This window comes from Streptomyces beigongshangae, assembly GCF_019710745.1.
Lineage (GTDB): Bacteria > Actinomycetota > Actinomycetes > Streptomycetales > Streptomycetaceae > Streptomyces > Streptomyces beigongshangae.
The window spans coordinates 78,661-92,269 of record NZ_JAHKJW010000026.1 but is presented as its reverse complement, the minus strand read 5'-3'; the positions used below and the strand labels follow the sequence as shown (position 1 = coordinate 92,269).

Here is a 13,609-nt window from a genome sequence, read left to right as displayed (position 1 = left end):
GCGGTCGGCGGCCGCGGTGGGCGGGCGCCCGTGCGCGTAATCTCGTCAGCGGCACACGGCGGTTCGAGCAGGCGGTGGAGATGGACTTCCCGGCACAGGACATTCCGGCGCAGGGCATTGCGGCACACGACATTCCGGTACAGGACATTCCGGTACAGGATTTTTCGGCGCGGGCGCACCCGCACCCCCATGCCGGCTGGCCCGGCAACGAGCTGGAGGAGGTGCTCGCCGCCTCGCTGGGGCTCCCCCCGTCGGCCTCGGCGGGGGCCCGGATCGTGGAGACGGCCGCGCGCTGCTTCCTGTGGGTGCCCCTGCCCGAGGGGGGCGGCCCGCACAGCGGCCCGCTCGACCTGCCCACCGTCGAGCTGGGCGGGCAGGCGTACGTACCGGTCTTCACCTCGGAGCAGCAGTTCCGCCAGGTCGTCGGCGGCCATCTGGCGTACACCGTGGCGCCCGCCGTCGAGTTCGCGCGCGGGCTGCCGCCCCAGGTCGGCATCGCGCTGAACCCGGGGGGCACGGTCGGGGTGCCGCTGCCCCCGCCCGCCGTCGCCGAGCTGTGCCGGGCGGGCCGGACCGAGCTGGACGGGGCCGCGAGCGGGGGCCGGGTCCGGCTCTTCCAGCCCGACTGGCAGGACGACCCGGTGGACTTCCTGTCCGCGGCCTCGGCGGAGTTCGCCGGTACCGGCACCGTGCTGAGCGCCCGGCGCTGCCTGGCGAGCATCGAGGGCGGCGACCCGGTCATGTTCGTCGGCGTCGAGACGATCCACTGGGACGAGAACGCGCGCACGCTCCCCCTGGACGCCCTGGGCCGGGCCCTGGGCCGCGTCCCGGTGCCCCACCCGGTGAACCTGGTCTTCCTCGACGCGGCCCAGGACCCGGTGACCGACTGGCTGCGCACGCAGGTGAGGCCCTTCTACACCCACACCTTCTGAGGTACCGGCGCCCCCGAAGGGGCGCGGGGAACCGCACGCCCGACCCCCACCGGCCCGCAGTCGAAGAACTACAGACCGTCCCGAGCTCCCCCACGGAACGAAGCGGAGCGCAACCGTGCTGTCGGGATGGCCACTTAAGCTGGTTTCATGGCTCGTCCGGGGTGGTGCGATGTTCAAGCGAACACGGCACTCCGGTGAGAAGGACCCGTATGTCAGGGATGTCGCGAAGGGGCGGTAGAAGGTGAGCGCGTCGGGCACGGCCGCGGCCGGGCAGGTCGAGCACATGCTGCGCCAGGTGACGCCCGGGCGTTACGACGCCTATGAGGCGCTCCTGCGCGCACTCGCGACCCCGTCGTCCGGTCAGGTCTGGATGCTGCTGTGGCACGGCCAGGCGGGCTCCCCCGACGCCCAGTACGGGAACATGGAGGTCGACGGCTTCGGCTACGCCCCCTGTGTGACCTCGGCGCAGGAGCTCTCGGCCAGCGGCTGGAACCGCTCGTACGAGGTGGTCGACGGGCTCGACGTCGCCCGCACCCTCTACCCCGACCACTTCGGCCTCTGGCTCAACCCGCACGCACCGGGCGGCGGGGTCGGCGTGCCCTGGCTGGACCTGCGCCGCATCGCCACCGGCCTGGAGCGGCAGCCCGCGGGCCCGCTGCGGCTGTCCGAGCCCGGCATCGAGATCCCGCAGTTCTACGCCCTGCTCACGCAGAACGCGCACCGCACCGCCGCCGTCCGCTCGCTGCGCCGCGCCTGGGTGCAGCCCGCGCTCGGGGCCCCGTACCTCGCCATCGGGCTCGACGTCTACGACACCAGCCCGCCCGCGGTGGACTCGGTGCGCGCGATGATGCAGCAGTCCATCGGCGCGGTGCCGGACGGTCTGCCGGTGTCGACGGTCGCGATGTCGGACGAGTACGACCCGGTCGCCCTGTGGCTGCGTGCCCGTGCCCGGCCGTTCTACGACCGGGAGGCGCACGCGGCCCCGGTCCAGGCTCCGGCGGCAGGCGGTTACGGGTTCCCCGGCACCTACTGAGATGATCTGTACGGATCGTGTCCACCCAGTGGAGCATCCGCCCTCACGCCCGTATTACCGTGAAGCGGAATGTCCCGATCTACGCGGGTAAATGGGCTGCGAGGCCCGTTTCGCCCCTAATATTATGCGTCCGCCCTCCGTTACCCAGCGTTCGGATAACGGAATCCTCCTAACAGCATCACGTTTGCGCATCCATTCACCGTCAAGTCTGGCTACAGATCACCGAGGCGTTGAAGACTCCCGGTCCAGGGGGTTTAAACCTCCTGTGTGTACGACGGACTGATCACGCCGCTACCGCGGCAAGTGTGGGCCGGCTACCGCCGGTTTGAGAGGGGTCCCTGCCACGATGACGGCACCATTGCACGAGCCGACGGCCGAAGCCGCGCCGAGCGCGGCCGAAGAGGCGGCGCTCGTTGCCGGCTCCGCCGAGGCGAAGGCGGTACAAGGGCGTTCCCTCGGCCGCATCGCCTGGGAGCGTCTGAAGCGGGACAAGCTGGCCCTGACGGGCGGCATCGTCGTACTCGTGCTCATCGCGATCGCGCTGCTCGCCCCCGTGATCACGAACCTGGTCGGACAGGATCCCGAGACGCACCACGAGGACCTGATCGACCCGCTCTTCTCGACTCCCACCGGATCCTTCGGCGGCATCAGCGGAGACCACCTCCTGGGTGTCGAACCCGTCAACGGCCGCGACATCTTCGCCCGGATCGTCTACGGAGCCCGGATCTCCCTGCTGGTCGGCTTCCTGTCGGCCCTGGTCGCCGTGGTGCTCGGTACGATCCTCGGCGTGCTCGCCGGTTACTTCGGCGGCTGGGTCGACGCGGTCGTCAGCCGCGTGATGGACGGCCTGCTGGCCTTCCCGCAGCTGCTCTTCATCATCGCGCTGGTCTCGGTCATGCCGAACGAGATGCTGGGCCTGACCGGCACGGGCGTGCGCCTGTTCGTCATGATCATGGTCATCGGCTTCTTCGGCTGGCCCTACGTGGGACGCGTGGTGCGCGGCCAGACGCTCTCCCTGCGTGAGCGCGAGTACGTCGAGGCCGCGCGCAGCCTGGGAGCCGGACGGTTCTACATCCTGTTCAAGGAGCTGCTGCCCAACCTGGTCGCACCGATCATCGTCTACACGACGATGATGATCCCGACCAACATCCTCACGGAGGCGGCGCTCAGCTTCCTGGGCGTCGGCGTCAAGCCCCCCACCGCCTCGTGGGGCCAGATGCTCTCCTCCGCGATCGACTACTACGACTCGGACCCGATGTACATGATCATCCCGGGTGTAGCGATCTTCATCACTGTGCTCTCCTTCAACCTCTTCGGCGACGGCGTACGCGATGCGCTCGACCCGAAGGGCTCCCGCTGAACTGCCGTACCCCCATGGGCCCGTCATCTGTCGACGGGCCGCTACATATCGGAGGATCCGAGTGAGTACCCAACGCACCACAGGGCGGCGCAAGCAGGCCGTGGCCGCCGCAGCCGTGGTCGCTGCACTGCTGTCCACGGCGGCGTGCGGCGGCGGCAACGACGACAAGGACGGCGGCTCGAAGAGCGGCGCGGCCGGCTTCAACGCCGCGAACAACAAGGTCGCCCAGGCCTCGCTCGCCAAGAAGGGCGGCACGCTGAAGTTCGCGAGCGCCCAGGACGCCGACTCGTGGGACACCACGCGTGGTTACTACGGCTTCATGTGGAACTTCAGCCGGTACTACAGCCGCCAGCTGGTGACCAACAACGCCGAGGCCGGTGCCGACGGTGCCAAGGTCACGCCGGACCTCGCCAGCAGCACGGCGAAGATCTCGGACGACGGCAAGACCTACACGTACACGCTGCGTGACGGGATCACCTGGGAGGATGGCAAGCCCATCACCTCCAAGGACGTCAAGTACGGCATCGAGCGCGTGTGGGCGCAGGACGTGCTCTCCGGCGGCCCGATCTACCTCCAGCAGGTCCTCGACCCCAAGAAGACCTACAAGGGTCCCTACAAGGACAAGTCCGCGGACAAGCTGGGCCTGAAGGCCGTCGAGACGCCGGACGACAAGACGATCGTCTTCAAGCTGCCCGAGGCGAACTCGGACTTCGAGGAGATGCTCGCGCTCACCTCGGCCTCCCCGGTCCGCCAGGACAAGGACACCAAGTCCAAGTACGGCCTGAAGCCGTTCTCGTCCGGCCCGTACAAGTTCCAGTCGTACACGCCGAACAAGAACCTCACGCTGGTCCGCAACACCGAGTGGAAGCAGTCCTCGGACCCGGTCCGCAAGGCGTACCCGGACAAGATCACGATCAACTTCTTCACCAACGCCAACGACCTGGACCAGCGTCTGATCAACGGCGACTACGACCTGGACCTGGCCCAGACCGGTCTCTCCCCGCAGGGCCGCACCACCGCCCTGAAGCAGCACAAGGAGAACCTGGACAACCCGGTCTCCGGCTACATCCGCTACGCGGTCTTCCCGCAGAGCGTCAAGCCGTTCGACAACGAGCACTGCCGCAAGGCCGTGATCTACGGTGCCGACCACGAGTCGCTCCAGACCGCCCGCGGCGGCCCGGTCGCCGGTGGTGACATCGGCACCAACATGCTGCCGCCGTCCGTCCCGGGCTCCGAGGGCCAGAAGTACGACCCGTACGAGTCGGCGACGACGAACAAGAACGGCAACGTCGCCAAGGCCAAGGAAGAGCTCAAGGCCTGCGGCAAGCCGAACGGCTTCAAGACCACCATCGCGGTCCGCAACAACAAGCCGGTCGAGGTGGCCACGGCCGAGTCCCTCCAGGCCTCGCTGAAGAAGATCGGCGTCACCGTCGACATCGACCAGTTCGACGGCGCCCAGACCACCGGCATCATCGGCAGCCCTTCGAACGTGAAGAAGAAGGGCTACGGCATCATCATCATGGGCTGGGGCCCGGACTTCCCGAGCGTCCAGGGCTACGGCCTGCCCCTGTGGAGCGGCGACTACATCCTTGAGAGCGGCAACAACAACTTCGCCCTGATCAAGGAGAAGGCGATCGACGGCCTCTTCAAGAGCTACACGAAGGAGCTCGACGACGCGAAGAAGGCCGACATCGCCAAGCAGATCAACCACAAGGTGATGGAGGGCGGCTACTACCTGCCCTTCGTCTTCGAGAAGTTCATCAACTGGCGCTCCAGCCGACTGGCGAACGTCTACACGACCGACGGCTACAGCGGTCAGTACGACTTCGTCAACCTCGGCCTGAAGAAGTAACACCGACCGGCGCACCCGCCACACGGTACGAAAGGCAGGTGAAGGCCGGCGCGGCGTGACCCGCGGGCCATCGGACGACCTCCGGTGGCCCGCGGCCCCGCCGCCGGGCCGAGAGCAGTGCTCGCATACCTCATCAGGCGGCTCTTTGCCGCCGCAGTGATGCTGGTGGTCATCATTCTGGTGGTCTTCGGCATCTTCTTCCTCGTCCCCCGCTGGGCGGGCGTGGACCCGGCCACGATGTTCGTCGGCAAGCAGGCGGACCCTGCGGCCATCGAGGCCGTGCGGCAGAAGCTCGGTCTGGCAGACCCGATCTTCGCCCAGGTCTGGGAGTTCTTCAGGGGCCTGTTCGTGGGCCGTACGTACTCGGGTGGCGGCGACGTCACGGAGTGCGCGGCCCCCTGCTTCGGCTACTCCTTCCGCAGCGAGCAGGCCATCTGGCCGGTGCTCACCGACCGCTTCCCGGTGACCCTGGCCCTCGCGCTCGGTGCCGCCGTCCTGTGGCTGCTCTTCGGTGTCGCGGCGGGTGTGCTCTCCGCGCTCAAGCGCGGATCCCTCTGGGACCGTGGCGCGATGATCGTCGCCCTCGGCGGCGTCTCGCTCCCCATCTACTTCACCGGTCTGCTGTCGCTGGCGATCTTCAGCTACGGACTGGGCTGGATCGACGGCCAGTACGTGCCCCTGGAGGAGAGCTTCAGCGGCTGGTTCGGCGGCATGATCCTGCCCTGGGTCACGCTGGCCTTCCTCTACGCGGCCATGTACGCCCGCATCACCAGGGCCACCATGCTGGAGGTCCTGGGCGAGGACTACATCCGTACGGCCCGTGCCAAGGGCCTGACGGAACCCGTCGTCATCGGCAAGCACGCCATGCGTTCCACCATGACGCCGATCCTCACCATGCTCGGCATGGACCTCGGCGCGCTGATCGGTGGCGCGATCCTCACCGAGACCACCTTCAGCCTTCCCGGCCTCGGCCAGGCCGTCCTCAAGGCGATCAGCGACAAGGACCTGCCCATCATCCTGGGCGTCACGCTGATCACCTCGCTCGCGGTGATCGTCGCGAACCTGCTGGTGGACCTGCTGTACGCCGTGATCGACCCCCGAGTGAGGCTCTCATGACCGAACTCAGCAAGAGCGGAGCCGCGGTCGGCGAGCCCGTCAAGGACTCGCCCGCCCCCTCCGCCTTCCTCGAAGTCCGCGACCTCAAGGTGCACTTCCCGACCGACGACGGACTGGTCAAGTCCGTCGACGGACTCACCTTCTCCCTGGAGAAGGGCAAGACCCTCGGCATCGTGGGCGAGTCGGGTTCGGGCAAGTCGGTGACCTCGCTCGGCATCATGGGCCTGCACACGGCCGGCCAGTACGGCAAGCGCAAGGCCCAGATCTCCGGCGAGATCTGGCTGGACGGCACCGAACTGCTCTCCGCCGACCCCGACTACGTGCGCAAGCTGCGGGGCCGCGAGATGGCGATGATCTTCCAGGACCCGCTGTCCGCGCTGCACCCGTACTACACGATCGGCCAGCAGATCGTGGAGGCGTACCGGATCCACCACAAGGTCGACAAGAAGACGGCCCGCAGGCGGGCCGTCGAGATGCTCGACCGGGTCGGCATCCCGCAGCCCGACAAGCGCGTCGACAGCTACCCGCACGAGTTCTCGGGCGGTATGCGCCAGCGCGCGATGATCGCGATGTCGCTGGTCAACAACCCCGAGCTGCTGATCGCGGACGAGCCGACGACCGCCCTGGACGTGACCGTCCAGGCGCAGATCCTCGACCTCATCCGCGACCTGCAGAAGGAGTTCGGCTCCGCGGTCATCGTCATCACCCACGACCTGGGCGTCGTCGCCGAGCTGTCCGACGACATCCTGGTGATGTACGGCGGCCGCTGCATCGAGCGGGGCCCGGCCGAGAAGGTCTTCTACGAGCCCAAGCACCCCTACACCTGGGGTCTGCTGGGTTCCATGCCGCGGCTCGACCGCGACCAGACCGAGCGCCTGATCCCGGTCAAGGGCTCCCCGCCCTCGCTGATCAACCTCCCGTCGGGCTGCGCCTTCAACCCGCGCTGCGCGTACGCGGACGTCCCCAAGGACAACGTCACCCGCACGGTCCGCCCCGAGCTGTCCGTCGTGGGCAGCCAGCACTGGGCCGCCTGCCACATGACGCAGGAGCAGCGGGAGCGGATCTGGACCGAAGAGATTGCGCCCAAGCTGTGAGCGAGGACAAAGCAGTGACCCCTTCCGCGCAGAGTGGCGGCGCGACCCTCACCAAGGACGCCGCGCCCGGCGAGACGCTCCTGAAGGTGACCGGGCTGCAGAAGCACTTCCCGATCCGCAAGGGCCTGCTCCAGCGGCAGGTCGGCGCGGTGCGGGCGGTCGACGGCCTCGACTTCGAGGTCAGGTCCGGTGAGACCCTGGGAGTCGTGGGCGAGTCCGGCTGCGGCAAGTCGACGATGGGCCGGCTGATCACGCGGCTGCTCGAACCGACCGCGGGCACCGTGGAGTTCGAGGGCAAGGACATCACGCACCTCGGCGTGGGCGCGATGCGCCCGATGCGCCGCGACGTCCAGATGATCTTCCAGGACCCCTACTCGTCGCTGAACCCGCGCCACACCATCGGCACGATCGTCAGCGCCCCCTTCAAGCTCCAGGGCGTCACCCCCGAGGGCGGCGTCAAGAAGGAGGTCCAGCGGCTGCTGTCGGTGGTCGGTCTCAACCCCGAGCACTACAACCGCTACCCGCACGAGTTCTCCGGCGGCCAGCGCCAGCGCATCGGCATCGCCCGCGCGCTCGCGCTCAACCCGAAGCTGGTCGTGGCGGACGAGCCGGTCTCCGCGCTCGACGTGTCGATCCAGGCGCAGGTGGTGAACCTGCTGGACGACCTCCAGCAGGAACTCGGCCTCACGTACGTGATCATCGCGCACGACCTGTCCGTCGTACGCCACGTCTCGGACCGCATCGCCGTGATGTACCTCGGCAAGATCGTCGAGCTGGCGGACCGCGACTCGCTGTACAAGGCGCCGATGCACCCGTACACCAAGGCGCTCATGTCGGCCGTGCCGATCCCGGACCCGCGGCGCAAGTCGGCCAAGAGCGAGCGCATCCTGCTCCAGGGCGACGTGCCCTCGCCGATCTCGCCGCCGAGCGGCTGCCGCTTCCACACGCGGTGCTGGAAGGCCACGCAGATCTGCACGACCACCGAGCCGCCGCTCCTGGAGCTGAAGCCCGGCCAGCAGGTCGCCTGCCACCACCCGGAGAACTTCGAGGACCAGGCCCCGCAGGACACCGTGCTGCTGACCGCCGCGAAGCAGGCGGCGGAGCTGGTGGCCGACGAGGTCCTCGCGGAGTCCGCGGCCACCTCGGCCGCGGTCGCCGCCGAGGTGGGGCAGACCCCGGCCAAGGAGACCCTCGCCAAGGAGACCCCTGTGAAGGAGACCCCGACCGTGGAGGCTCCTGCCGTGGAGACTCCCGTCAAGGAGACTCCCGCCGAGGAGAAGTAGGCAGCGGAGAAGCAAGCAGCACCGAGCCCCCGCCTTGCATCGCAAGGCGGGGGCTCGGTGCTGGGTGGGAATGCTGGGTGAGAATACGGAGGTGCTCCAGCAACTCTTCACCCCCACCGTCCAGCACACGCTCGAACTCGTCGGCATCTTCGTCTTCGCGATCTCCGGCGCGCTGCTGGCCGTCCGCAAGAACTTCGACGTCTTCGGCATGGCCGTCCTCGCGGAGGTCACCGCGCTGGGCGGCGGACTCCTGCGGGACCTGCTCATCGGGGCCGTGCCGCCCGCGGCCTTCACCGACCTCGGGTACTTCCTCACCCCGCTCCTCGCCACGCTGCTCGTGTTCTTCCTCCACCCGGAGGTGGAGCGGATCCAGCTCGGCGTGAACGTCTTCGACGCGGCCGGCCTCGGCCTCTTCTGCGTCTCCGGCACGACGAAGGCGCACGAGTACGGACTGGGCCTGACCGCCTCCGCGACCCTGGGCCTCGCGACGGCCGTCGGCGGCGGGGTGCTGCGGGACGTCCTCGCCAACGAGGTGCCGTCGCTGCTGCGCTGGGACCGCGACCTGTACGCCGTGCCCGCCATGGTCGGCGCCACGATGGTCGCCCTGTGCATCCGCCACGACGCGCTGACGCCCCTCACGTCGACGCTCGCGGTCGTCACCGCCTTCGTGCTGCGGCTGCTGGCGATGCGGTACCACTGGCGCGCGCCCCGGGCCTGGCACCGCCGCTCGACGGCGGTGGAGGTACCCGAGTGAGCACAGGCGCCGCGGTGAGCACAGGTGCCGTGGTTAGGGGTGGTGCCGTGGTTAGGGGTGGCGTACAGGACCCCGGTCTCGCATAGTGGTCCCTCCTGGACCGGCACGCTGGTCAGTGTGTTTACATGCGCGTAACACCTGTGTGTCCTGGCACCTGTGCGTCCTGGCACCTTGTGTCCCGACACCTGTGTGTCCTGCGCGCGGCAACGGCGCCGAGCGCCCGCCGGACCGTACCGGAGCGGAGCCTTCCCTCGTGTCGGCCCCCGGTGTCAGCCGTGCCCGTGTGCCAGAAAGGGTTCCCGTGACCACGCGATCCGATACGAAGACCATGCTCGCGCGGCTGCTCGCCGAGATCGAGCACCGCAATCCCGCCCAGCCGGAGTTCCTCCAGGCCGTCCACGAGGTCCTGGAGACGCTGGCGCCGGTCCTCGCGGCCCGGCCCGAGTACGCCGAACCCGGACTGGTCGAGCGGCTCTGCGAGCCGGAGCGGCAGATCGTCTTCCGGGTGCCGTGGCAGGACGACCGGGGCCGCGTCCACGTCAACCGCGGCTTCCGGGTGGAGTTCAACAGCGCGCTCGGCCCCTACAAGGGCGGTCTGCGCTTCCACCCCTCGGTGAACCTCGGCGTCGTCAAGTTCCTGGGCTTCGAGCAGATCTTCAAGAACGCGCTCACCGGTCTCGGCATCGGCGGCGGCAAGGGCGGCAGCGACTTCGACCCGCACGGGCGCAGCGACGCGGAGGTCATGCGGTTCTGCCAGTCGTTCATGACGGAGCTGTACCGGCACATCGGCGAGCACACGGACGTGCCCGCCGGTGACATCGGCGTGGGCGGCCGGGAGATCGGCTACCTGTTCGGCCAGTACCGGCGCATCACCAACCGCTGGGAGGCCGGCGTCCTCACCGGCAAGGGCGCGGGCTGGGGCGGCTCGCTGATCCGCCCCGAGGCCACCGGGTACGGCAGCGTCCTGTTCGCGGCGGCGATGCTGCGCGAGCGCGGCGAGGACCTGGAGGGCCGGACGGCGGTCGTCTCCGGCTCCGGCAACGTCGCCATCCACACCATCGAGAAGCTGGCCGCCCTGGGTGCCAATGCTGTGACCTGCTCGGACTCCTCCGGTTACGTGGTCGACGAGAAGGGCATCGACCTCGGCCTCCTCAAGCAGGTCAAGGAGGTCGAGCGCGGCCGGGTGGACCTGTACGCCGAGCGGCGCGGCGCCTCGGCCCGCTTCGTGCCGGGCGGGCGGGTCTGGGAGGTCCCGGCCGACCTCGCGCTGCCGTCGGCCACGCAGAACGAACTGGACGCCGACGACGCCGCCGCCCTGATCCGCAACGGCGTGAAGGCGGTCGCGGAGGGTGCCAACATGCCGACGACCCCCGAGGCGGTGCACCTGTTCCAGCAGGCGGGCGTCGCGTTCGGGCCCGGCAAGGCGGCCAACGCCGGCGGCGTCGCGGTCAGCGCCCTGGAGATGGCCCAGAACCACGCCCGTACGTCGTGGTCGGCGGCACGGGTCGAGGAGGAGCTGACGCGCATCATGAACGACATCCACACCACCTGCCACGAGACCGCCGAGCGCTACGGCGCTCCCGGCGACTACGTGACGGGTGCGAACATCGCGGGCTTCGAGCGGGTGGCGGACGCGATGTCGGCGCAGGGCGTCATCTGAGCCGGAGGGTTCGTGTGAGCCCGAGGGCTGATGTGGACCGGAGGGTTCGTGTGGGCCGGAGGGTTCATGTGATCGAAACAGCAAAAGCTACTGCTTAGTAGTAACTTGTTGTACCGTTCGGGCATGGCAGAAGCAGCTTCCCTGCGCGCGGTGCGGGCCAGGATCGGCGACAGCGAGTTCGACCGCGACACCGCGGTGACCCGGCGCGAGCCCGGTGTCTACGACATCGACCTGTCCGCCGGGTGGACGATCATCAACGCAGTCAACGGCGGCTACCTCCTCGCCGTCCTGGGCCGCGCGCTGGCGGACGCCCTGCCGCACCCCGACCCGTTCACGATCAGTGCGCACTACCTGACGGCCTCCCACCCGGGCCCGGCGGTGGTGCGCACCGACGCCGTGCGCACCGGCCGCACGCTCTCCACCGGCCAGGCGTCCCTGTTCCAGTACGACGAGGAGGGCCGCGAGGTGGAGCGGATCCGCGTGCTCGCCTCGTACGGCGACCTCGACGGCCTGCCCGACGACGTCCGTACGACCGCGAAGCCGCCCGCGATCCCACCCGTCGACCAGTGCTTCGGGGCGTCGGACGGTCCCGCCTCCACCCCCGTTCCCGGCAGTTCGGCCATCACCGGGCGGCTGATGCTCAAGATGGACCCCGCCACGCTGGGCTGGGCCCTCGGGTCGCCGTCCGGCAAGGGGGAGATGCGGGCGTGGTTCGGCCTGGCCGACGGCCGGGACGCGGACCCGCTCTCGCTGCTCCTGGCGGTGGACGCGCTGCCGCCGACCGCGTTCGAGCTGGGCCTGTCGGGCTGGGTGCCCACGGTCGAGCTGACCGTGCACGTGCGCGCCCGTCCGGCGCCGGGCCCGCTCCGGGTCGCCGTCACGACCCGCAACCTGGCCGGCGGCTTCCTGGAGGAGGACGCCGAGGTCTGGGACAGCGCGGACCGCCTGGTGGCCCAGTCCCGCCAACTGGCCCGCGCCCGCCTGGGCTGAGCCCTTTCGGGGGGAGGGGGCGCGGGGAACTGCGCGCTCGGCTCCCACCGACCCGCACCCGATACACCCCGCAGCCCGATCCGCCTTTCAGGGGCGCGGGGAACTGGGGGACCAGCCACAGGCGCCCCGCACCGGACACGCCACCGCACCCCTGCCTCCGGAGGCGTGGAAACCGCGCGGCCGACCTCCGGGGGAGCGGGGGCCGACCTCCGGGAGGGTGGGCCCTAGAATCGGGCCTACCATGGCATACCTCGACCACGCCGCGACCACCCCCATGCTCCCGGAGGCGGTCGAGGCGATGACCGCCCAGTTCACCGTCACCGGCAACGCCTCCTCCCTGCACGCCGCCGGCCGTCGCGCCCGCCGGACGGTCGAGGAGTCCCGGGAGGCCCTGGCGGACGCCCTGGGCGCCCGCCCCAGCGAGGTGGTCCTCACCTCCGGCGGCACGGAGGCCGACAACCTCGCCGTGAAGGGCCTGTACTGGTCCCGCCGCGACGCCGACCCGGCCCGCACCCGGGTCCTGGCCAGCCCCGTCGAACACCACGCCGTCCTCGACGCCGTCGACTGGCTCGGCGAGCACGAGGGCGCCACCGTCGAGTACCTCCCGGTCGACCGGTACGGCCGCGTCCACCCCGAGGCCCTGCGCGAGGCCCTGGCCCGCAACCCCGACGACGTCGCCCTCGCGACCGTCATGTGGGCGAACAACGAGATCGGCACGGTCATGCCGGTGCACGAACTCGCCGACGTGGCGAACGAGTTCGGCGTTCCGCTGCACGCCGACGCCGTCCAGGCATTCGGCCAGCTCCCCGTCGACTTCGCCGCCTCGGGACTCGCCGCGATGACCGTCTCGGGCCACAAGATCGGCGGCCCGTACGGCATCGGGGCACTGCTGCTCGGCCGCGAGTACAGCCCCGTGCCCGTCCTGCACGGCGGCGGCCAGGAGCGCCATGTGCGCTCCGGCACGCTGGACGTGCCCGCCGTCGCCGCGTTCGCCGCGGCGGGCCGCACCGCCGCCGGACGGCGCGAGTGGTTCGCCCACGAGATCGGCCGGCTGCGCGACGACCTGGTCGACGTGGTGCGCAAGGCCGTACCCGACGCGATCCTCGGCGGCGACCCGTCGGACGGGGGCCGCCTGCCGGCGAACGCCCACTTCACGTTCCCCGGCTGCGAGGGCGACTCGCTGCTCCTGCTGCTCGACGCCCAGGGCATCGAGTGCTCCACCGGCTCGGCGTGCACGGCGGGCGTGGCCCAGCCCAGCCACGTCCTCCTCGCCACCGGCACCGACCCCGACCTGGCCCGCGGCACCCTGCGCTTCTCCCTCGGCCACACGTCGACGGAGGCGGACGTGGAGGCGGTCGGGAGGGCGATCGGCCCGGCGGTGGAACGGGCGCGGACGGCGGGGCTCAGCTAGCGACCGCCCCCGTCCGCGACCGCCCCCGTCCGCTCCGTGTGGCTTCGGCCGGGGACGACCGGCGGGCACCCGCCGGACGACCGCTAGGTGCGGTGTCTCAGGACGTTGGTTCCACGGCGTCCTC

Annotated in this window: 11 protein-coding genes; all 11 read left to right on the top strand. The window is 70.1% G+C overall.

Features of this window, described 5'->3' with window-relative positions; translation table 11 throughout:
- Positions 1 to 80 precede the first annotated feature (80 nt).
- The 11 genes from KM933_RS21380 to KM933_RS21330 all read left to right on the top strand — a co-directional run bounded on the left by KM933_RS21380 (position 81) and on the right by KM933_RS21330 (position 13,485).
- Positions 81 to 932 carry an enhanced serine sensitivity protein SseB gene (locus KM933_RS21380; protein WP_221354558.1) on the top strand — a complete coding sequence of 284 codons (852 nt, stop codon included), beginning with the start codon at positions 81 to 83 and terminating at the stop codon, positions 930 to 932.
- Between the two features lie 241 nt (positions 933 to 1,173).
- Positions 1,174 to 1,965, top strand: coding sequence for an enhanced serine sensitivity protein SseB C-terminal domain-containing protein (locus KM933_RS21375; RefSeq protein ID WP_221354556.1), 792 nt, complete (start codon positions 1,174 to 1,176; stop codon positions 1,963 to 1,965).
- A 346-nt stretch (positions 1,966 to 2,311) separates the two neighbouring features.
- On the top strand, positions 2,312 to 3,325 hold the full coding sequence (locus tag KM933_RS21370) for an ABC transporter permease (RefSeq protein ID WP_221354554.1): 1,014 nt from the start codon (positions 2,312 to 2,314) through the stop codon (positions 3,323 to 3,325).
- A 61-nt stretch (positions 3,326 to 3,386) separates the two neighbouring features.
- Positions 3,387 to 5,177 (top strand): ABC transporter substrate-binding protein, encoded by a 1,791-nt coding sequence (locus KM933_RS21365; protein WP_221354552.1) that lies wholly within the window; start codon positions 3,387 to 3,389, stop codon positions 5,175 to 5,177.
- 117 nt (positions 5,178 to 5,294) lie between these two features.
- Positions 5,295 to 6,293 (top strand): ABC transporter permease, encoded by a 999-nt coding sequence (locus tag KM933_RS21360; protein WP_221354549.1) that lies wholly within the window; start codon positions 5,295 to 5,297, stop codon positions 6,291 to 6,293.
- Positions 6,290 to 7,387, top strand: a complete 1,098-nt coding sequence (locus KM933_RS21355) for an ABC transporter ATP-binding protein (protein ID WP_221354547.1) — start codon at positions 6,290 to 6,292, stop codon at positions 7,385 to 7,387. The genes KM933_RS21360 and KM933_RS21355 overlap by 4 nt, the downstream gene beginning before the upstream one ends.
- A gap of 14 nt (positions 7,388 to 7,401) precedes the next feature.
- The gene (locus tag KM933_RS21350; RefSeq protein WP_308013491.1) at positions 7,402 to 8,670 is read left to right on the top strand and encodes an ABC transporter ATP-binding protein; all 1,269 of its coding nucleotides are present in this window, start codon (positions 7,402 to 7,404) and stop codon (positions 8,668 to 8,670) included.
- 70 nt (positions 8,671 to 8,740) lie between these two features.
- Positions 8,741 to 9,424 carry a trimeric intracellular cation channel family protein gene (locus KM933_RS21345; protein WP_260333915.1) on the top strand — a complete coding sequence of 228 codons (684 nt, stop codon included), beginning with the start codon at positions 8,741 to 8,743 and terminating at the stop codon, positions 9,422 to 9,424.
- Between the two features lie 301 nt (positions 9,425 to 9,725).
- Positions 9,726 to 11,084 carry an NADP-specific glutamate dehydrogenase gene (gene gdhA, locus KM933_RS21340; RefSeq protein ID WP_221354544.1) on the top strand — a complete coding sequence of 453 codons (1,359 nt, stop codon included), beginning with the start codon at positions 9,726 to 9,728 and terminating at the stop codon, positions 11,082 to 11,084.
- A 123-nt stretch (positions 11,085 to 11,207) separates the two neighbouring features.
- Complete coding sequence (locus tag KM933_RS21335; protein WP_221354542.1) at positions 11,208 to 12,074, top strand: thioesterase family protein; 867 nt, start codon at positions 11,208 to 11,210, stop codon at positions 12,072 to 12,074.
- Between the two features lie 241 nt (positions 12,075 to 12,315).
- Complete coding sequence (locus KM933_RS21330) at positions 12,316 to 13,485, top strand: cysteine desulfurase family protein (protein WP_221354540.1); 1,170 nt, start codon at positions 12,316 to 12,318, stop codon at positions 13,483 to 13,485.
- Positions 13,486 to 13,609: the final 124 nt, after the last annotated feature.

Excerpts from the sequence above, each read along its gene's own strand:
- KM933_RS21330 (WP_221354540.1), top strand. The coding sequence starts at position 12,316 with ATGGCATACCTCGACCACGCCGCGACCACCCCCATGCTCCCGGAGGCG.
- KM933_RS21335 (WP_221354542.1), top strand. The coding sequence starts at position 11,208 with ATGGCAGAAGCAGCTTCCCTGCGCGCGGTGCGGGCCAGGATCGGCGAC.
- KM933_RS21370 (WP_221354554.1), top strand. The coding sequence starts at position 2,312 with ATGACGGCACCATTGCACGAGCCGACGGCCGAAGCCGCGCCGAGCGCG.
- KM933_RS21380 (WP_221354558.1), top strand. The coding sequence starts at position 81 with ATGGACTTCCCGGCACAGGACATTCCGGCGCAGGGCATTGCGGCACAC.
- KM933_RS21355 (WP_221354547.1), top strand. The coding sequence starts at position 6,290 with ATGACCGAACTCAGCAAGAGCGGAGCCGCGGTCGGCGAGCCCGTCAAG.
- KM933_RS21345 (WP_260333915.1), top strand. The coding sequence starts at position 8,741 with ATGCTGGGTGAGAATACGGAGGTGCTCCAGCAACTCTTCACCCCCACC.